Source organism: Micromonospora sp. BL4 (assembly GCF_003667505.1).
In the GTDB taxonomy this organism is placed as follows: domain Bacteria; phylum Actinomycetota; class Actinomycetes; order Mycobacteriales; family Micromonosporaceae; genus Micromonospora.
In genome coordinates this window covers 55,766-75,133 of sequence record NZ_RCVJ01000168.1, presented here as the reverse complement: position 1 = coordinate 75,133, position 19,368 = coordinate 55,766, and the positions used below count along the sequence as shown (strand labels likewise).

17 protein-coding genes are annotated in these 19,368 nt (G+C 73.4%); 9 read left to right on the top strand and 8 right to left on the bottom strand.

The annotated features are described in order from the left end of the window. Positions 1-231 precede the first annotated feature (231 nt). A complete protein-coding gene (locus EAD89_RS22735) occupies positions 232-1,224 on the top strand; it encodes an NAD-dependent epimerase/dehydratase family protein (RefSeq protein ID WP_121677135.1) in 993 nt (330 codons plus the stop codon). 18 nt (positions 1,225-1,242) lie between these two features. Here EAD89_RS22735 and EAD89_RS22730 read toward each other — a convergent pair whose 3' ends face one another. Next, complete coding sequence (locus EAD89_RS22730; protein ID WP_121677134.1) at positions 1,243-2,217, bottom strand: nitroreductase; 975 nt, start codon at positions 2,215-2,217, stop codon at positions 1,243-1,245. Positions 2,218-2,429: 212 nt separating this feature from the next. Here EAD89_RS22730 and EAD89_RS22725 point away from each other — a divergent pair, with 212 nt between their 5' ends. Continuing rightward, complete coding sequence (locus tag EAD89_RS22725) at positions 2,430-3,068, top strand: response regulator transcription factor (RefSeq protein WP_121656963.1); 639 nt, start codon at positions 2,430-2,432, stop codon at positions 3,066-3,068. Between the two features lie 10 nt (positions 3,069-3,078). On the opposite strand, the gene EAD89_RS22720 is transcribed toward EAD89_RS22725, so the two are convergent. The 5 genes from EAD89_RS22720 to EAD89_RS22700 form a co-directional block, all read right to left on the bottom strand. Then, positions 3,079-4,710, bottom strand: a complete 1,632-nt coding sequence (locus EAD89_RS22720) for a GAF domain-containing sensor histidine kinase (RefSeq protein WP_233578952.1) — start codon at positions 4,708-4,710, stop codon at positions 3,079-3,081. Positions 4,711-4,848: 138 nt separating this feature from the next. After that, a complete protein-coding gene (locus EAD89_RS22715; protein ID WP_233578937.1) occupies positions 4,849-5,844 on the bottom strand; it encodes a nitroreductase in 996 nt (331 codons plus the stop codon). 142 nt (positions 5,845-5,986) lie between these two features. Then, the gene (locus tag EAD89_RS22710) at positions 5,987-6,832 is read right to left on the bottom strand and encodes a universal stress protein (RefSeq protein ID WP_121677132.1); all 846 of its coding nucleotides are present in this window, start codon (positions 6,830-6,832) and stop codon (positions 5,987-5,989) included. A gap of 10 nt (positions 6,833-6,842) precedes the next feature. Beyond that, a complete protein-coding gene (locus tag EAD89_RS22705) occupies positions 6,843-9,236 on the bottom strand; it encodes a phosphoketolase (RefSeq protein ID WP_121677161.1) in 2,394 nt (797 codons plus the stop codon). Positions 9,237-9,308: 72 nt separating this feature from the next. Beyond that, a complete protein-coding gene (locus EAD89_RS22700) occupies positions 9,309-10,169 on the bottom strand; it encodes a universal stress protein (RefSeq protein WP_121677131.1) in 861 nt (286 codons plus the stop codon). A gap of 166 nt (positions 10,170-10,335) precedes the next feature. Between EAD89_RS22700 and EAD89_RS22695 the strand changes: the two genes are divergently transcribed. From EAD89_RS22695 to EAD89_RS22670, 6 genes are all read left to right on the top strand, one after another. Beyond that, a complete protein-coding gene (locus EAD89_RS22695) occupies positions 10,336-10,572 on the top strand; it encodes an HTH domain-containing protein (RefSeq protein ID WP_121656959.1) in 237 nt (78 codons plus the stop codon). Then, the gene (locus EAD89_RS22690; protein ID WP_121677130.1) at positions 10,572-11,150 is read left to right on the top strand and encodes a Clp protease N-terminal domain-containing protein; all 579 of its coding nucleotides are present in this window, start codon (positions 10,572-10,574) and stop codon (positions 11,148-11,150) included. Before EAD89_RS22695 ends, EAD89_RS22690 begins: the two co-directional genes overlap by 1 nt. A 108-nt stretch (positions 11,151-11,258) precedes the next feature. Then, positions 11,259-12,263 carry a diacylglycerol kinase family protein gene (locus tag EAD89_RS22685; RefSeq protein WP_121677160.1) on the top strand — a complete coding sequence of 335 codons (1,005 nt, stop codon included), beginning with the start codon at positions 11,259-11,261 and terminating at the stop codon, positions 12,261-12,263. Then, positions 12,256-13,257, top strand: coding sequence for a YihY/virulence factor BrkB family protein (locus EAD89_RS22680; RefSeq protein WP_121677129.1), 1,002 nt, complete (start codon positions 12,256-12,258; stop codon positions 13,255-13,257). Before EAD89_RS22685 ends, EAD89_RS22680 begins: the two co-directional genes overlap by 8 nt. A 79-nt stretch (positions 13,258-13,336) precedes the next feature. Further along, positions 13,337-14,827 carry a phosphatase PAP2 family protein gene (locus EAD89_RS22675; protein ID WP_121677128.1) on the top strand — a complete coding sequence of 497 codons (1,491 nt, stop codon included), beginning with the start codon at positions 13,337-13,339 and terminating at the stop codon, positions 14,825-14,827. 8 nt (positions 14,828-14,835) lie between these two features. Continuing rightward, complete coding sequence (locus tag EAD89_RS22670) at positions 14,836-15,645, top strand: endonuclease/exonuclease/phosphatase family protein (RefSeq protein ID WP_121677127.1); 810 nt, start codon at positions 14,836-14,838, stop codon at positions 15,643-15,645. 171 nt (positions 15,646-15,816) lie between these two features. On the opposite strand, the gene EAD89_RS22665 is transcribed toward EAD89_RS22670, so the two are convergent. After that, positions 15,817-16,662: an alpha/beta fold hydrolase gene (locus EAD89_RS22665; protein ID WP_121677126.1), complete on the bottom strand. Its 846-nt coding sequence runs from the start codon at positions 16,660-16,662 to the stop codon at positions 15,817-15,819. Beyond that, positions 16,659-17,621 (bottom strand): TIGR03557 family F420-dependent LLM class oxidoreductase, encoded by a 963-nt coding sequence (locus EAD89_RS22660; protein ID WP_121677125.1) that lies wholly within the window; start codon positions 17,619-17,621, stop codon positions 16,659-16,661. Before EAD89_RS22660 ends, EAD89_RS22665 begins: the two co-directional genes overlap by 4 nt. A gap of 380 nt (positions 17,622-18,001) precedes the next feature. Here EAD89_RS22660 and EAD89_RS22655 point away from each other — a divergent pair, with 380 nt between their 5' ends. Then, positions 18,002-19,348 (top strand): cellulase family glycosylhydrolase, encoded by a 1,347-nt coding sequence (locus tag EAD89_RS22655; protein ID WP_121677124.1) that lies wholly within the window; start codon positions 18,002-18,004, stop codon positions 19,346-19,348. Positions 19,349-19,368: the final 20 nt, after the last annotated feature.

Below are 19,368 nucleotides of genomic sequence, written 5' to 3'. Positions count from 1 at the left end.
GAATCTCTGTAGGACAGAACGCACCGCTTCCCCCGTTCGTTGGAGTTGACCGGGCACAGCCGGTCTGAGGCTGCCCGTCACCGACTGAACGACCACAAACGCACAGAGTTACGGTATGGCTACACTGAGTGTCTGCCCTGGATCGTCGAGGCGGCCGGTTCTGCTGAGGGGAGATCCGCTGCCGGTGAACACGGGTGCCGCCCGTCGCCACCACCCGGCAGGGTGGACCGCATGAGACTGCTGGTGCTGGGTGGGACGGGTTTCGTGGGCGGGGCGACGGTCGCCGAAGCGGTCCGCCGGGGCTGGTCGGTGACGGTGTTCAACCGAGGGCTGCACGGGTCGACGCCGTCTGGCGTACACCGGTTGCGGGGTGACCGGACCGCGCCGGACGGCCTGGCGGCGCTGACGGGCGGTGCGTGGGACCTGGTGGTCGACACCTGGGACAGCGCCCCACGGGCGGTGCGGGACGCGGCCCGCGCGCTGGTCGGGACCGTCCCGCACTACGCCTACATCTCCAGCGGGTCGGTCTACGCCCCGCCGGTGCCGGCGCACGTCGGCGAGGAGGCGACCACTGTGGATGCGACCGCCGACGCCGTCGACGGGGACTACGCGCAGTGCAAGGCCGGTGGGGAGTTGGCCGCGACGGAGGTCTACGGCGAGCGGGCGCTGCTGGTGCGCGCCGGGCTGATCCTCGGGCCGGGGGAGGACATCGGCCGGCTGCCCTGGTGGTTGCAGCGGGTGGCCCAGGGCGGTGACGTGCTCGCGCCCGGCCCGGTGGACCTCCCCCTGCAGTACATCGACGTGCGCGACCTGGTCGGGTGGACGCTGGACCGGGCCGCCGAAGGGATCGGCGGTGCGTTCAACGTGACCAGCCGACCGGGGCACGCCACGATGGGTGAGCTGCTGGACTCGGTCCTCGCGGTGACCGGCTCCGGCGCCACGCTGCGCTGGACGGAGCCGGAGCGGATCCTGGACGCCGGCGTCGTGCCCTGGAACGACCTGCCGATCTGGATTCCGCCGCGGCACGAGTTCCGCTGGTTGCAGGAGCGGGGCGTGCAGAAGGCGTACGCGGCGGGGCTGAACTGCCGCCCGGTGACCGAGACCGTCGCCGACACGTGGCGCTGGCTGGGCGCGGTGGGGTCCGTGCCGCCCCGCGCCGGCAAGCAGCGCCGGGTGACGGTGGGGCTGGACCCGGCGCGGGAGGTCGCGCTGCTCACCGCGTGAACGGGCGGTGGCGCCGGCTCAGGCCGGCACCACCGGCAGGTCCAGCACCTCGCCGACGCTGCGGCGCGGGGTCGGTCGGCCGGGCTGGCCGTACCCGATCCGCAGCACCATCTGCGGCATGCCGAACCGGCCGAGTGACAGCCGGAGCTGCTCGCGCGCGGTGGGCACCTCGATCGGCTGGGAGAGCATCGACACGCTGAGCCCGGCGTCGGTGGCGGTGAGCAGCACCCGTTGCAGGGCCTGCCCGGCGACCACCTGGTCCACGGCGGTGTTGCCCAGTGAGCCGAGCACCCCGACCAGTGGCTCCGGCTCGAAGTCGCGCCCCGGGGCCCGGTCGCGTCCGCCGAAGCCGCGCGCCGGCAGCACGTCCTGCGGCTCGCTCTGCGGGCCGCCGGCCGAGGCCGGCACGCCGTCCGGCGCGGGCTCCTGCCGGAGCCACCGCTCGCGTTCCGACCGGTAGGCGGGGTCGCGCTCCAGCACTCGGTGCGCGCTGCGGGCGATCTCGCCGAACGCGGAGACCGCGCTCACCCCGATCAGCAGTTCCAGCCAGCACTGCTCGGCGCGGGCCGCCTCGCCGAGCCGCCACCGCGCGTCGGCCGGCACCGGGTTCGGCCAGAACGGCATCCGGTTGCTGAACCGGCGTGGAATGGCGGCGTACAGGCTCTGCTCGTCGGGTGTGGGCCGGCGCGGAACGTCCGGGACCAGGCGGGCCAACAGGTCCGGCTCGGCCGGGTCGGGGCGCAGCCGCACCCGGGCCGGTATGCCGGCCACGGCCAACGCGATGCGCAGGTTGAACAGCGCCGCGCCGCAGGCGAGGCGGACACCCCACCCGCTCGGGTCGGTCGCCGGAAGCCGCCGGGCCGGGTCGGCCAGCACCTCGATCCCGCCGTCGCGCAGCCGCAACCGCCACGGCTGGGTGTTGTGCATCGACGGCGCCCGGACCGCGGCGACGGCGGCGGCCCGCAGGTGCTCCGCGGTGTAGCTGATGTCCATGGCGGTTGCTCCTTTCCGGTGGGCTGCCGCCGGTGCGGCAGTCGACGCACCCCTACCGTCCGTCCGCCGGGTGCGCTCCGGGCAGGGCCGGACGTCCCGGTCCGTCGGGACCGACCGCCCCTGCCGGCTCCAGCCCGGACTCGGGCGCCGGACCGTCCCGGTCGGGACCTTCGGCCCGTGCGCCCGACACGGGGCCCGGGTAGAAACGAGGAATGATCCGGGTGTTTCTCCTCGACGACCATGAGGTCGTCCGCCGTGGCCTGGCCGACCTGTTGCAGAGCAGCGGCGACATCGAGGTGGTCGGCGAATCCGGCTCGGCGCCGGAGGCGGCCCGCCGTATCCCGGCGTTGCGACCCGACGTGGCGATCCTCGACGCGCGGCTGCCCGACGGCAACGGCATCGACGTGTGCCGGGACGTGCGCGCCGTCGACTCGTCCATCAAGGGCCTGATCCTCACCTCGTACGAGGACGACGAGGCGCTGTTCGCGGCGATCATGGCGGGTGCGGCCGGGTACGTGCTCAAGCAGATCCGCGGCACCGACCTGGTCGACGCGGTGCGCCGGGTGGCGGCCGGGCAGTCGCTGCTCGACCCGGCGATCACGACTCGGGTGCTGGAGCGCATCCGCAACGGCGTCGAGCAGCCGCGCGAGCTGAGGTCGCTCACCGAGCAGGAGCGGCGGATCCTGGAGTACGTGGCGGAGGGGCTGACCAACCGGGAGATCGCCGCGAGGATGTTCCTGGCCGAGAAGACGGTGAAGAACTACGTCTCCAGTGTGCTGGCCAAACTCGGCCTGGAGCGCCGCACCCAGGCCGCCGTCCTGGCCACCCGACTGCTCGGCAAGACCCCCTGACCCAGCCCGGTCAGTCGCGCAGCGGCACGGACCAGCTCACCTCGGTGCCGTGCGGCTCGACCGGGCGGATCGTGAAGGTGCCACCGTGCCGTTCGGCGCGTTCGCGCAGGTTGACCAGGCCACCGCGGGCGGCGGCCGGGTCGCAGCCCACCCCGTCGTCGGTGACCGTGACGGTGACGTGGCCGGCGTCGACGCGTACGCCGACGGTGACCTGGGTGGCCCGCGCGTGGCGGACCGCGTTGGACAGCCCCTCGCGCAGCACGGCGGTGAGGTCCGGGCGGACCGCGTCCGGGACGGCGCTGTCCACCGGCCCGGCCAGCTCCAGGTGGGGTTTGTGGCCCAGCGACTCGGCGGCGACCTCGATCGCCTCACGGATCTCGGTACGCAGAGCCGCGGTCATCGGCGTACGCAGCTCGAAGATGGTCCGGCGGATGTCCCGGATGGTCGCGTCCAGATCGTCGACGGCGGCGTTGATCCGCTTGGCCACCTCCGGGCGGGTCATCATCGGCGCGGCGCTCTGCAGTTGCAGGCCGGTGGCGAAGAGCCGCTGGATCACCACGTCGTGCAGGTCGCGGGCGATCCGCTCGCGGTCCTCCAGGACCACCAGCAGCTCCCGTTCCTCCTGGCCGCGGGCCCGTTCCATGGCCAGCGCGGCCTGCCCGGCGAAGCTGCCCAGCAGGGCGACGTCGTCCTCGCTGGCGCCACCACCGCGTTCGGGCCGGTGTGCCACCACGAGGACGCCGTGCAGGGTCTCGGCGGTGGCCAGCGGCGAGATCACCGCCGGGCCGGTGTGCAGCAGCGCAGGCCAGGGGGCGGCGTGCGCGAGGTTGTCCACCTGGTCGTGCCGGCCCTCGGCGACCGCCGCCCCGAAGCTGGTGTCGGCGGCCGGCAGGACCGTGCCGACCAGCGCCCGGGTCTGCTCGTCGGCGCCGTCGACCACCTCGACGGTGAACTGCTCGCTCTCGGCGTCGTAGAGCAGGACCAGCGCCATCTCGGCTTCGGCGACCTCCCGGGCGCGGCGGGCGACCAGCGCCAGCGCGTCGGTGCGGCGGACCTCGCCGAGCAGCACCGTGGTGATCTCGGCGGTCGCCGCCAGCCACCGTTCCCGTCGGTGCGCCAGGGCGTACAGGCGGGCGTTCTCGATGGCCACGCCGGCCGCGGCGGCGAGCGCGACCACGATCTCCTCGTCGTCCTCGGTGAACTGCGCGCCGCCCTGCTTCTCGGCGAGGTAGAGGTTACCGAAGACCTGCTCCCGGATGCGCACCGGCACGCCCAGGAAGCTGTGCATCGGCGGGTGGTTGGCCGGGAAGCCGTAGGAGCGGGGGTGCTGGGTGATGTCCGGCATCCGCAGCGGGCGGGGGTCGTCGATGAGCAGGCCCAGCACGCCCCGCCCGTGCGGCAGGTCGCCGATCTGCGCGTGCTGCTCGGGGGTGATGCCGTGCACGATGAAGTCGTACAGCAACCGGTCCGGGCCGACCACGCCGAGCGCCCCGTACCGGGCGCCGACCAGCTCGCAGGCCGCCTGCACGATGCGTTGCAGAGTGGTGCGCAGGTCCAGGTTGGTGCCGATGCCGACCACCGCGTCGAGCAGGGCACGCAACCGCTCCCGGCTGGTGACCACCTCGCCGACCCGGTCCAGCATCTCCTGGAGCAGCTCGTCGAGGTGGACCCGGGACAGCGGGCTCAGCCCGAGCGACGGGGTCGTCGACGCTTCCTTGCGGGGCTGCGGGGTGCTGGTCACGGCGCGATGCTATCGCCGATGACCATGGTGCCGGACCGGTCAGCCCCGCTCGCCGCGGACCGCGGAGGTGTCGACCACCTGCTCGGTGGTCAGCCGCGGGGTGTGTGGCGGGCCCGCGTGCGCCGGGTCCGCGATGCCCAACCGCAGCACGAGGTACGGGAAGCCGATCCCGGAGAGCAGCTGACGCAGGGTCTGCCGGGTGCCCGGCACCTCCACCACCGCGCTGAGCGGCACCACCGACACGCCGAGCCGCGTGGCGGTCAACCAGCCGGCGGAGAGCGCCTCCCCGGCGCGCAGCCAGCTGTCCCGCTCGTCCTCGTCGCCGTGCAGCATCGCGTACACCGCCATGCGGTCGTGGCCCGGACCCACCGGCAGGCTGCCGGGACGGCCGAAGTCGCGCCCCGGCACGGTGGTCTGCGGAGGCTGCGCGGGCAGCACCTCCGGCGGCAGCCCGGTGCCGGTGCCGGCCCGGCTGGTCCAGTACGCCAGCTCGGCGCTCAGCGCCGGATCCTCGGCCTCCACCGTGTCGGCGTGCGCGGCCGTGGCGGCGACCTCCAGCACCTGGTCGCGGTCGAGGATCTGCAGCCGGCAGCCCTCCGCGGTGACCGCTCGGGTGATCTCCCCGATCGCGGCGGTGGGCACCGGTTCGTCGCTCACCGGCCGCCGGTCGGTGTGCCGGACCTGCATGCACTGCACCATCCGCATGGCGTCCGCGTCCGCCGCGGTCCGGCTCAGGTCGGTCAGCCGGGCCAGCAGCTCACTGTCGCCCGGGTCCGGCAGCCGCTCCACCACGGCGCGCCACCCCTCGGCCGCCAGCGCGAGCCGGGCGTGGTGCAGGGCGATGCCGCAGCTGATCGCGAGCAGTCGGCCCTCGGGGTCGGTGGCGGCGAGCTGCCGGTCGGCGACCGAGCGCAGCTCCAGCGCGTCGGGCAGCACCCGCCAGTGCCACGGCTGAGTGTTGTGCACCGAGGGGGCGTGGCCGGCGGTGGCGGCGGCCTCCGCCAGCGCGGTGGTCAGCTGGCCTTCCTGACTCATGGTCACGACCTTTCCGTCTCTGCCGGTCCGGTGCCGTGTCCGTCGGCGCTCGGCCCTGGCTTGCCGCTCCATCCTGCGGCATCCGGCGGCAGTGCGCAGGGGCCGAAGGTCCCGGCCAGGTCGGGCCGTTGGCCCCCGAGGGTCAGCGTTCCCGGACCACCGCGACCGGGCAGTGGGCGTGCTGGATCAGCTGCTGGCTCACCGAGCCGAGCAGCGTTCCGGCCAGCCCGCCCCGGCCCCGACTGCCGACCACCACCAGCCGCGCGTCGCGGCTCGCCTCGATCAGCATGGCCGCCGGGCTGCCCGGGACCAGGTCGACGGAGATGCTCAGCTCCGCGTACGTCCGCCGCCAGGGTTCCAGCGCCTGCTCCACCGCCTCCCGTTCGTCGGGCACCCCGGCCGCCCCGCCGGGACCGGGGGTCCAGGCGTGCAGGACCCGCAGCGGCACCTGCCGCTGCGCCGCCCGTTCGGCGGCGAAGCCGAGCGCCACCAGCGACGGTTCCGAGCCGTCCACGCCGACCGCCACCGGACCGGTCGGCCCGCTGACGGCCCCGTCCCGGACCACCACGACCGGGCAGTGCGCGTGCGCCGTGACGGCCACCGCCGTCGACCCGGCGAGCAGCCCGCCGAACCCGCCGTGGCCGCGGCTGCCGAGCACCAGCAGGCCGGCCTCGGCCGAGCGTTCCTGCAACACCAGGGCGGGCGGGCCGTCGTACACCTCGCCGGTGACGGTGAGCCCGGGATGCGCGGTGGCGGCGTCCGCCGCGGCCTTGCGGACCAGCTCCTCGACCTGCCGCCGTGCGGTGTCGTCCGGCCAGACGCCGGGCGCGACGCCCGGACCGACCCAGCCGGCCACGGTCAGCCATTCGAAGACGTACGCCAGTCGCACCGGCTGGCCGCTGTGCTCGGCCTCGTCCAGCGCCCAGTCCAGAGCCACCGAGGCGTCGGTGGAGCCGTCGTAGCCGATCAGGATCTCCGCGTCCCGCACGTCGTCCTCCTCAGCGGTTGGTCGGGTCGGTTTCGCGGACCCAGCGCCACTCCGCGACCTGGGGGTCGTCCTCGCCGTACCGGCGGGTGTAGTCGCGCGCCGACTGCCGGGCGTCGACCATCCGCTGGCGCAGGTGGGCGGCGCGGACGCCCAGCCCGGGCACCCGGTCGATGACGTCGATGACCAGGTGGAAGCGGTCCAGGTCGTTGAGCATCACCATGTCGAACGGGGTGGTGGTGGTGCCCTCCTCCTTGTAGCCGCGTACGTGCAGGTTGCCGTGGTTGGTACGGCGGTAGGTGAGCCGGTGGATCAGCCACGGATAGCCGTGGTACGCGAAGATGATCTGGCGGTCCTCGGTGAAGATGGTGTCGAACTCGGTGTCGGTCAGACCGTGCGGATGCTCGGTGTCCGGTTGCAGTCGCATCAGGTCCACCACGTTGACGAGTCGCACCTTCAGCTCCGGGAGGTGCTGGCGCAGCAGTTCGGCGGCGGCCAGGGCCTCCAGGGTGGGCACGTCCCCGCAGCAGGCGAGCACGACGTCCGGCTCGGTGCCGCCGTCGTTGCTGGCCCACTCCCAGATGCCCAGGCCACGCCGGGTGTGCTGGATCGCCTCGGTCATCGTCAGCCAGTTCGGCGCCGGCTGTTTGCCGGCCACCACGACGTTGATGTAGTGCCGGCTGCGCAGGCAGTGGTCCATCGTGGCGAGCAGGGTGTTGGCGTCCGGCGGCAGGTAGACCCGGACCACCTCGGCCTTCTTGTTGACCACGTGGTCGATGAAGCCCGGGTCCTGGTGGGAGAAGCCGTTGTGGTCCTGCCGCCAGACGTGGCTGGACAGCAGATAGTTCAGCGAGGCGAGCGGCTGCCGCCACGGGATGCCCCGGGTCACCTTCAGCCACTTGGCGTGCTGGTTGAGCATCGAGTCGACGATGTGGATGAACGCCTCGTAGCTGGTGAACACGCCGTGCCGGCCGGTCAGCAGGTAGCCCTCCAGCCAGCCCTGGCACAGGTGCTCGGAGAGCACCTCCATCACCCGGCCGTCGGGGGAGAGGTGGTCGTCGCCCGGCACCGTGCCCGCCACCCAGGCCCGGTCGGTCACCTCGAAGGCGGCGTCCAGCCGGTTGGAGGCGACCTCGTCCGGGCCGAACAGCCGGAACGTCTGCGGGTTGGCGGCGATGACGTCCCGGATCCACGGGCCGAGCACCCCGGTCGCGCCGGCCATCGGCTCGCCCGGGTGGGGGACCTCCACGCCGTAGTCGCGGAAGTCGGGCAGGCTCAGGTCGCGGAGCACCACGCCGCCGTTGGTGACCGGGTTCGCGCTCATCCGCCGGTCGCCCCGCGGCGGCAGTGTCCGCAGCTCGTCCACCGGCGCGCCGGTCGCGTCGAACAGCTCCTCCGGCCGGTAGCTGCGCAGCCAGTGCTCCAGCTCGGCCAGGTGCGCGGGATTGTCGCGTACCAGGGACAGCGGCACCTGGTGTGCGCGGTAGGTGCCCTCCACCTGCTTGCCGTCGACGTCGCGGGGGCCGGTCCAGCCCTTCGGCGTCCGCAGGACGATCATCGGCCAGCGGGGACGCTCGACGACCCCGCCGGAGCGGGCCCTGCGCTGGATCGCGGCGATCTCGTCCAGCGACCGGTCCAGCGTGGCGGCGAGGGCGCGGTGCACCTGGGCCGGGTCGTCACCGGCCACCACGTACGGCTCGTAGCCGGAGCCGCGCAGAAGGCCGAGCAGGTCCGCCTCGGGGATCCGGGCCAGTACGGTCGGGTTGGCGATCTTGTAGCCGTTGAGGTGCAGGATGGGCAGCACCGCGCCGTCGCGGGCCGGGTTGAGAAAGACGTTGGACAGCCAGCTGCCGGCCAGCGGTCCGGTCTCCGCCTCCCCGTCGCCGATCACGCAGGCCACCAGCAGGTCCGGGTGGTCGAAGGCGGCGCCGTAGGCGTGGCTCAGCGCGTACCCCAGCTCGCCGCCCTCGTGGATCGAACCCGGCACCTCCGCCGCCACGTGGCTGGGGATGCCGCCGGGGAAGGAGAACTGGCGGAACAGCCGGGCCATCCCGGCCTCGTCGCGCGACACGTCGTGGTAGCGCTCCGACCAGGTGCCCTCCAGCCAGGTGTTGGCCACGATGGCCGGGCCGCCGTGCCCGGGGCCGGTGATGAGCATGGCGTTCAGGTCACGCGTCACGATCACCCGGTTGAGGTGGGCGTAGATCAGGTTGAGCCCGGGGCTGGTGCCCCAGTGGCCGAGCAGCCGCGGCTTGATGTCGTCGCGGGTCAGCGGCTCGCGCAGCAGGGGGTTGTCGAGCAGGTAGATCTGCCCGACGGTGAGGTAGTTGGCGGCGCGCCAGTAGGCGTGCAGCCGGCGCAGCTCGTCGTCGGTGATCGACCGGTTCGGATCGAGTGCGGTGTCCATGATGCTGAGCCTCTCGCAGATCGGGGAGTGGGGCATCCGACGTCCAGCCTCGCCGTCGCCTGCGCCCCGAGGTCAGGGCCGTTGGTCCCGGTTCGGGCGGGCGTCGGGCCCGGTGAGCGGGGCCTCGGCCAGCCCGCGGACGACGATCACGGGGGCCGGGGAGTGGTAGAGCATGGACTGGGCGACCGCGCCCAGCATCCCGCGGCCCGGTTCGTCGCCCCGGGCGGCGACGAGCGCGACCTGCGTCGAGCGGGACACGTCGACCAGCACCTGGCCGGGGTCGCCACGGATGACGCGGCACTCGACCGGCACCTCCGTCCGACGGGCGGAGAACCGGGTCACGACCTCGGTCAGCTGGTCGGTCACGGCACCGGTGTCCTCGTCGGGCTCCACCACGCGCAGCGCGAGCAGCCGCGTGCAGCGCCGTGCCGCGCACTCGAAGGCCCACTCCAGGGCGAGGGTCGAGCTGGGCGATCCGTCCACCCCGACCAGCACCGGGCCCTGCGGCGGCGGCTGCTGGCGCACCACCAGCAGCGGGCAGCCGGCCCGCGCGGCCAGCTGCACGGCGGACGTGTCGGACGGGATGCACTTGCCGCTGCCGGCCATCCCGCTGTCGCCGACCGCGAGCAGGAAGGCCGTCTCCGATCGACGGATCAGGATGGGCAACATCCCGCCCTCGACGATCTCGCCACGGACGGTCAGCTCCGGCTCGATCCCGTGGGCCAGTTGGGCGCCCCGCGTCATCAGATCCTCGGCGCGGTCCCGGGGCGCGGCGACGGTGTCGGCGGCGAAGGCCGCTTGCCAGTCGAAGGTGTGCAGCAGGTGCAGCTGCCGGCCGTGCGCGGCGGCCTCCTGCGCGGCCTGGTGAACGACCGGGAGGTCGTGGTCCGAGCCGAGGCCGACCAGCACCGCTGCATCGGCGGATGCGGCCATCCGACATCACCTCCCGGGCGTCGCGCCCGGGCACGACCACGCTGTCCCTGACCGAGGGTAGTCGGACGGTAGCGGTGGCGGGCCGGATCGGGCCGGGCCGCCGGCCATGATGGCGGCTCGTCAACCGGGGTTGACACGAGTGGCGCTGTCAACGTATGTTGACGACATGAGTCAGGCGACGGAACTCGCGGCGGCAGCCGGCAGCACCGACCCCCGGGTCGGGCTGCGCGCCGTCCGCGCGCTGAGCCGGCTGCTCGAGCGGCTCGAGGTGGTCCAGGTGGACAACGCCCGTCGACAGGGCTGGTCCTGGCAGGAGATCGCCGACGCGCTCGAGGTCAGCCGGCAGGCGGTCCACAAGAAGCACGCCGGGCGGCCGGCGGTCAATCAATCCTGGGAGGCGTGATGTTCGAACGGTTCACCGACCGGGCGCGGGACGTCGTGCGGCGGGCGCTGGAGGAGGCACGGGTCGAGGGGCAGCGCCCGGTCGGCACCGAGCACCTGCTGCTCGCCCTGACGGCCGATGAGGCGGGTCTGGCCAGCCGGGTGCTGGCCGACGCCGGCGTACGCGCCGACGACCTGCGCGAACGGATCCGCCGACACACGGCCACCGGCGGCGCCGGCCTCGGCGACGCGGACGCGGCGGCGCTGCGGGAGATCGGCATCGACCTGGCCGCGATCGTGGCCCGCATCGAACAGTCCTTCGGCCCGGACGCCCTGCGCGAGGCCGTGCCGGCGCCGCGTCGCCGCTGGGGCCGCCGACGGTTCCTGGGCGGGCCCTTCTCGCCCCGCTCGAAGAAGGCCCTGGAGTTGTCGCTGCGCGAGGCCCTGCGGCTGCGTCACCACCACATCGGCACCGAACACATCCTGCTCGGGGTGCTCCGCGAGGGGCAGGGGCTGGGCGCGCTGGTGCTCACCGAGGCCGGGGCCGACCTCGACGACCTGCGCCGACGGGTGGAGAGCGCGCTGCGGGCCACAGCCTGACAGCGGCGGGCGGAACGGCGGCGGGCGCGTTGAAACCTGTCTGTGGCACTTCCGACGCCGGCCGCTCGCGGGCTCGCTGAAGCCGCCCCGGTGCTGCACACTGGCGCCGTGGATCCTGGACAGGACAGGCGACCCTCGGGCGGCGACGGCGGGCTGCGCTCCGCCGTGGTGGTCAACCCGGTGAAGGTCGCCGATCTCGACGACCTGCGCCGCACCGTGAACGACGCCCTGACCGCCGCCGGCTGGCCCGAGCCGCAGTGGTACGAGACCACCGTCGACGACCCCGGCCGGGGCCAGACCGAGCAGGCCGTCAAGGCCGGCGTCGACCTGGTCTTCGCCTGCGGCGGCGACGGCACCGTGATGTCCTGCGTCAGTGGGCTGGTCGGCACGGACGTGGCGTTGGCCGTGCTGCCCCAGGGCACGGGCAACCTGCTCGCCGCCAACCTGGGTCTCTCCACCGACATGGCCGCCGGGCTCCAGGTCGCCATCGATCGCGGCCGGCGGCTGCTCGATGTCGGCGCCGTCGAGGACCGGTACTTCACCGTGATGGCCGGCATGGGCTTCGACGCCCAGATGCTCGCCGCCACCTCCGAGACCACCAAGGCCCGCATCGGCTGGCCGGCGTACGTGATGGGCGCCGCACGACACCTGCGGGACCGGCCGATGCGGGTGCAGATCCGCATCGACGACCGGCCGCCGGTGCGCCGTCGGGCCCGCTCGGTGCTGATCGCCAACGTCGGCCGGCTCCAAGGCGGCGTACGGCTGCTCACCGAGGCCGAGCCGGACGACGGCTGGCTCGACGTCGCCGTGCTCACCCCGCGAAACCTGCGGCACTGGCTCGCGCTCGGCTGGGCGGTGATCCGGCGCAACGGCCGGGTGCCGCAGATGGAGGTGTTCCGGGGCCGTCGCGTCGTGGTCACCAGCAACCGGGCCCAGCCCCGGGAGCTGGACGGCGACCTCATCGCTCCCAGCCGGCAGCTGCGGGCCGAGGTCCGGCCCCAGGCGCTCTGGCTCTGCGTGCCACAGCCCGAGGAAGCCCCCGACCTGGCCGTCGACGCGCAGAGCGCCGGGGAGCGAGGCGAGCAGCTGATCGAGGAAGCGCGCCGTGAGTAGCACCCGGATCGTGCCGGAGACCCGGCTGATGGCCGACGACGAGCTGTCCGCCGACGACGCCTGGCACACCCTGCGCCGCCAGGGCGGCTGGCACCTGCTGCGGGACGCCTTCATCCGGTTCCGCTACGGCGACGGGTTCAGCCACTCCCGGGCCTTCGCGCTGCAACTGTGCCTGGCCGTGGTGCCGTTCCTGATCGCCCTCACCGGCCTGATCAGCGAGCTGGGCGTCGAGGAGGGTGGCCGGGTGGTCGCCGACACCGTGCTGGCGCTGACCCCCGGCCAGAGCGAGCAGATGGTGGCCGAGCTGCTCGGCGAGGGCGAACGCGTCGAGGACGCCGGTGAGTTGGCGCTCACCCTCGGTCTGCTCACCGGGTTGGTCGCGCTGACCACCACGATGGCCCAGATCGAACGGGGCGCCAACCGGATCTACGGCGTGGAGCGGGACCGCCCGGCGCTGTGGAAGTACGTCCGTGCCGCCGTGCTGGCGGTCACCGCCGGCCTGCCCGCGCTCGCCGGCTTCCTGATCCTGGTCGGCGGCGGCGCGGTGGGCGACTCGGTGCGCGAGCACTACGAGTGGGGCGACGTCGCCGGGAACATCTGGACCGTGGTCCGCTTCCCGCTGAGCCTCGCGTTGACCGTGCTCGCCGTGGCGGTGCTGTTCCGGCACGCGCCGCGCCGCAGGCAACCCGGCCTGTCCTGGCTGCTCTTCGGCGCCGGCATCGCGACCGCGCTGTGGTGGCTGGCCAGCCTGCTGCTCGCCGCGTACGTGCGGTTCAGCGACGGCTTCGGGCAGACCTACGGCGCGCTGACCGGGATGATGGCGTTGCTGCTCTGGGCCAACCTCACCGGCATGGCGCTCTTCGGTGGGCTGGCCTTCGCCGCCCAGCTGGAGGCGCTGCGCATCGGCGTGCGGGAGCCGGCCCAACCGGATCTGTGGGAGCCCGAGGCCGACCGCGTCGAGCTCCACGACACCGGGGACATGACGGCCCTCTGACCGACCCCGCCGGTCACCCGCGTGTACGCGCGGCGCCGATCGGGTAAAGCGCCTCGCCAGTAGACAAGGGAGGTGCGGGGTGACCGCGGTCAAAGAGGTGGCGCGGCGTCCGATCGGGCATTTCGCCGAGCGGAGCATCGCCGGCCTGGCGGCCGTCACCGGCGCCGGGGTGGCGTTCGGGCTGCTGTTGTTGCTCGTCCGGGTGCGGTGGAGCCCGTTGCAGGACGCCGACCACGCCGTCGCGGAGTGGTTCAACGGTCTCGTCGCCCCGCACCACGCGCTGGTCACCGTGCTCCAGGCGGTGACCGACCTGGGCGGCCGGCCGATCCTCATCTGGCTGGTCACCATCGCCGTGGTCGGACTGCTGATCCGGCGGCAGCCACGGCTGGCCGTCTATCTGATCATCACCGGGGTGGGCGGCCTGATCCTCGACCCGTCCCTGAAGACGCTGGTCGGTCGGCTCCGCCCGGTGGTGGACGTGCCGATCGCCAGCGCGCCGGGCAACAGCTTCCCGAGCGGGCACGCGCTCGGCTCGTTCGTCGCGTACGGGGCGTTGCTGCTGGTGTTCCTGCCGGCGATGGCGCCACGCTGGCGTAAGCCGGCGATCGCCGGGGTCGCCGTGCTGGTGGCGCTGGTCGGGCTGACCCGGATCGCGCTCGGCGTGCACTTCGTCTCCGACGTGCTGGCCGGCTGGCTGCTCGGCGCCGCCTGGTTGGGCGTCACCGCGTACGCGTTCCGGCTGTGGCGGCGCGAGCGGGGCCGCGCGGTGCCGCCGCTGACCGAGGGCCTGGAACCGGAGGCCGGGCACGACATCGCCCCCGCCCCCGACGAGGAGCACGTGCTGGCCCACCCCCGTTCGGCGGTGGCCGAGCTGCTGGTCGGCTGGGTGCTGGTCTTCGGTGCGCTGTACGCCTTCGGCATGTACGTCAGCTTCCACGCCAAGGGCACCTTCTTCGACACCCTCGACACGGAGGTGCCGCGCTGGTTCGCCGACCGGCACACCGAGGTGCTGACCGACGTGAGCTGGTGGTGGAGCAAGTTCGGCGACACGCACGCCATCCTGCTGATCTCGCTGGTGTTCTGCCCGCTGGTGCTGGCGGTGTGGCGACGGTGGCGGCCGGTGCTCTTCGTGGCGCTGGCGATGGTCGGCGAGCTGACCCTCTTCCTCGCCTCCGCCCGGGCGGTCGACCGGCCGCGCCCGCCGGTGGAGAACCTGGACGGGCCGATGCCCACCTCCTCCTTCCCGTCCGGGCACATCGCGGCGACCATCTGCGTCTGGCTGGCGATCACTGTCATCGTGCTGCCGCGTACGGACCGCTGGTGGCGCTGGGTCTTCGTGGCGCTGGCGGTGATCATGCCGGTCGGGGTGGCGACCTCCCGGATGTACCGGGGGATGCACCACCCGACCGACTTTATGGGCGCGATCCTGCTCTCCGCGCTCTGGATCGGGCTGCTCTACCTGGTCGTCCGGCCGAACGCCGACCTGAAGGAAGGCAATCAGCCGGCCATCGAGTCGGAGGACGTGGACACCCTCGACGACGAGCTGGCCCGGGCCGGCCGGGCCGACTGAGAGCCGCCGTGCTGCGAGTGATGACCTGGAACATCCGCACCGGCGGTCGGGACCGGGGCGGCCCCGACCGGCTGAGCCAGGTGGTCCGGGTCATCACGGCGCAGGCGCCGGACGTGCTGGCCCTTCAGGAGCTGCGCGGTTTCGACCGCGGCGGACTCATGGCCGAGATCGCGGATCGGGTGGGGATGACACCACACCTGGCCCGGTCCTGCTTCGGGCAGCCGGTGGCGGTGCTGGTCCGGCCGCCGCTGCGGGTCGACGCCGCGGGGGCGCTGCGTCGGCCGTTCCACCACGCCGCCGCCCGTGTCGTGGTGGCCACCTCGGCCGGCCCGCTGACCGTGTTCGGCACCCACCTCCATCCGTACTCCGGGGGGCGGCGTCGGATGGAGGTCGACTGGCTGGCGGCCGCGGTGCGACGCGCCCAGGGCCGGCTGACGCTGGTCACCGGTGACCTCAACTCGCTCGACCCGACCGTCGACCACACCGCACGCCTGGCCGGGATGCCCGCCCTCTACCGGCGGCGCCACCTGCGCCGGGGCAGCGACAGCGTGGACACCCGTGCGGTCGCCCGGCTGCTGGCCGCCGGCCTGGTCGACCTCTGGCTCTCCTGCGCCGCCGGCGCACCGGAGGGCGACGGCCTCACCGTGCCCACCCGGTTCGGCGGGGCGGAGTTCGCGGGGATGCGGCTGGACTATCTGTTCGGCACTCCGGCGGTGGCCGAGTGGACCCGTTCCGTCCGGGTGGTCCGCGACGGGGGCGCCGAGACCGCCTCCGACCACTACCCGGTCGTCGCCGAGCTGGACCTCGACCCGGCCTGAGCCGGGCCCGTGCGCCCTCCGACCGGGGCGCACGGGCGGGCGGGGTCAGAGGACCAGGTTGAGCAGGACGGTCAGCACGACCGAGGCCACGATCGAGAAGAGAATCATCAGGAGGCAGCCGAGGCCACCGCCGAGCGGGCGGATCTCCGTGTTGCCGAAGCGCATGGGGTTTCACCTGTCCAGGAGTGCGGGAGTGGGAGCGGTAGCGAGGAGATGGCGAACGGCGTCGGCGACCGCCGCCGGGGCGGTGGTGGCGACGTTGTGGGCGGCGCCGGGCACGGCCACCGGGCGGGCGTCGGGGACCAGCCGGGCCACCTGGTCCCGCCAGGTCGCCGGCACCACCGGGTCCCGTCCGCCGGTGACCACCAGCGTGGGCGCGTCGACCCGGACCAGGTCCGCCTCGATGGCGTTGCGGACCGAGTGCGACAGGGTCGCGACCACCCGCCAGGGCCGGGCGTCCCAGACGTCGCGGGCCAGGATCGGCGCCTGCAACGGCGCCTCGCGCAGGGTGTCCACCAGCCACCGGCCGAACTGACCTCGCCGGGACCGGGCGTCCGGGTCGCTCGTCGGCCCGGCCAGGACCACCGCGCGGACCAGGTCCGGGTGCGCCGCGGCGAGCGCGGCCACGACCTCGGCGCCGAACGAGTGCCCGAGCAGGCAGACCGGCGGCAGCCGGTACGCGGCCAGCCAGGCGGCCAGGTGGTCGGCGTGCGCGCGCACGTCGTACGCGCCCCGGGGGTGCTCGGTCAGCCCGAAGCCGGGCAGGTCCGGCACGTACACCGGATGGGTGGCGGCGAGCGCGACGGCCAGCGGGGTGAGATAGCGGTGCGAGACCGCCAGGCCGTGCACCAGCACGACCGGTGGCGCTCCGGTCCCGGGATCGGTGCCGCGCCGGGTGTGCGTCCGCAGCCCGTCGACCGTCCGCCACTCGCTGGTGAGCCCGCCGGCCGGCCGGGGCGCGGCCAGCGCGAGCCGCAACTCGCCCAGGCTGAACCGCCCGGCGGGGGTGAGCCTCACAGTGCGCGCAGGCGCGGCAGCAACTGCTCCTGCGCCCAGTCGAGGAACATCGGCTGGGTCTCCCCGCCGACCTGAACGATCGCCACGTGGGTGAAGCCGGCGTCGACGAACTTCCGGAACGCCTCGACGTGCGCGTCCACGTCCGGCCCGCAGGGGATGCCCTCGGCGACGTCCTCCTCGCGGACGAACTGGGTGGCGGCGGCGAAGGAGTCCGGGCCCGGCAGCTCCGCGTTGACCTTCCAACCCAGCCCGAACCAGCGGAACTGGTCGTGCACGATCTTGCGGCACTCGGCCTCGTCCGGGCCGTAGCAGATGGCCACCTGCCCGTAGCGCGGCTGGCCGGCGCCGCCTGCGTCGTCGTACATCTCGATGATGTGCCGGTCGGGCTCGGTGGCGATGATGCCGTTGGCGTACTCGGCGGCCAGGGTGGCGGACTGTCGGCCGGAGGCGGCGACGGCCATCGGCACCGGCTGGTCCGGCCGGTCCCAGACGTAGGCGTCGGGCACGTCGAAGTGGTTGCCGGAAAACGTCAGCGACTCGCCGTTGAGCAGCGGCCGGATGATCTGGAGGGCCTCCTCGAACATCTCGTGCCGCTGCTGCACGTGCGGCCAGCCGCCGACCACGTGTTCGTTGAGGTTCTCGCCGGCGCCGAGGCCGAGGGTGAACCGGCCGTCCGAGAGCGCTCCGATGGTGCTGGCCTTCTGCGCGACCACGGCGGGGTGGTAGCGGCGGATCGGGCAGGTCACGAAGGACATCAGCTCGGCCCGGGAGGTGGCGTGGGCGACCGCGCCGAGCACCGACCAGGCGTACGGGGAGTGGCCCTGGGCGTCCAGCCAGGGGTAGTAGTGATCGGAGATCACCAGCTGGTCGAAGCCCGCCGCCTCGGCCCGTACCGCGTGGTCGACCAGCTGCTTCGGACCGGCCTGCTCGCACATCAGGGTGTAGCCGACGCTGACCATTCTGGTTTCTCCTTCCCGCCGACGGATCGTCCCGGGATACCCAGGTCAGCAGCCGTCAACCCTCGCGTCCGGTTCGAGCGGATGACGCTTGACGGATGACCGCGACCTGCCTACCGTCGCTCTTAACCGGTTAAGAGCGCCGGTGTGGCGCACATCCTGTGGTGGGGATGACCGCCCCGTGACGGCCCGCGTCCGCGTGGGCCGTCACGGCTGTCCGCCACCCGCGACCCGGTCACTGAACCGGTTGCGCCCATCGATCCATCGCCCTACGCTGATGCGTGCGCCGCCGGGATCCGGGCGGCGGCTGTCGGGCTGCAGCCGCCTTCCCCCTGTCACGTCCCACCCCTGTCGGGCATCGGGGGTCCTCCCTGAGGAAGGCCATGAAGACTCGACTCTCCGCCGCCGGCGCGGCGCTGCTCGCGCTGCTCGTCGCCGTGCTGGCGTTCGGCCAACCGGCGCAGGCCGCGGCCGGTTTCACCGTCGCGGGCGGCAAGCTGTACGACGCCAACGGCACCGAATTCATCATGCGCGGGGTCAACCACGCGCACACCTGGTATCCACAGCAGACCAGTTCGTTCGCCGACGTGAAGGCGCTCGGCGCGAACACCGTCCGGGTCGTGCTCTCCAGCGGCGACCGGTGGACCCGCAACACCAACGCCGACGTCGCCAACGTCATCTCGCTGTGCAAGGCCAACCGGCTGATCTGTGTGCTGGAGGTGCACGACACCACCGGCTACGGCGAGCAGAGCGGGGCGATCACCCTCGCCCGGGCCGTCGACTACTGGCTCAGTCTCGCCGACGTCCTCGCCGGCCAGGAGAAGTACGTCATCGTCAACATCGGCAACGAGCCGTACGGCAACCAGAACTACGCCTCGTGGGCCACCGACAACGCCAACGCGATCGGCCGGCTGCGCGCCGGCGGTCTGACCCACACGATCATGGTGGACGCGCCGAACTGGGGGCAGGACTGGTCGTTCACCATGCGCGACAACGCCGCCTCGGTCTTCGCCGCCGACCCGGCCCGCAACACCGTCTTCTCCATCCACATGTACGGGGTCTTCGACACCGCCGCGGAGATCACCGACTACCTGGGTCGCTTCCGGGCGGCCGGCCTGCCCATCGTGGTCGGTGAGTTCGGCTTCAACCACTCCGACGGCGACCCGGACGAGGACACCATCCTCGCCTACAGCCAGGCCAACGGAATCGGCTGGCTGGGCTGGTCGTGGAGCGGCAACGGCGGCGGCGTGGAATATCTCGACCTGGCCACCGCCTTCAACCCGGCCAACCTGACCAGCTGGGGTCAACGGCTGTTCAACGGCGCCAACGGCATCCGGCAGACCGCCCGGGAGGCCAGCGTCTTCGGTGGCACTCCGCCGCCCACCACACCGCCGCCGACGACTCCGCCGCCAACCACGCCTCCGCCCGCCGGTGGCTGCACGGCGACGTACACGGTCGCCAACCAGTGGCAGGGCGGCTTCCAGGGCGAGGTACGGGTGACCGCCGGCGCCACCGCGATCACCGGGTGGACCGTCCGGTGGACCTTCGCCAACGGCCAGAGCGTCAGCCAGTCCTGGAACGTGACGCTGACCAGCAGCGGCGCCGCGGTGACCGCGCGCAACGTGGACTACAACGGCCGACTGGCCGCCGGTGCCAGCACCAGCTTCGGCTTCATTGGCGGCTGGAACGGCAGCAACGCCAGGCCGGCGGTGAGCTGCGCCGCGAGCTGACCGAGGGGCAGGTGGCCGGG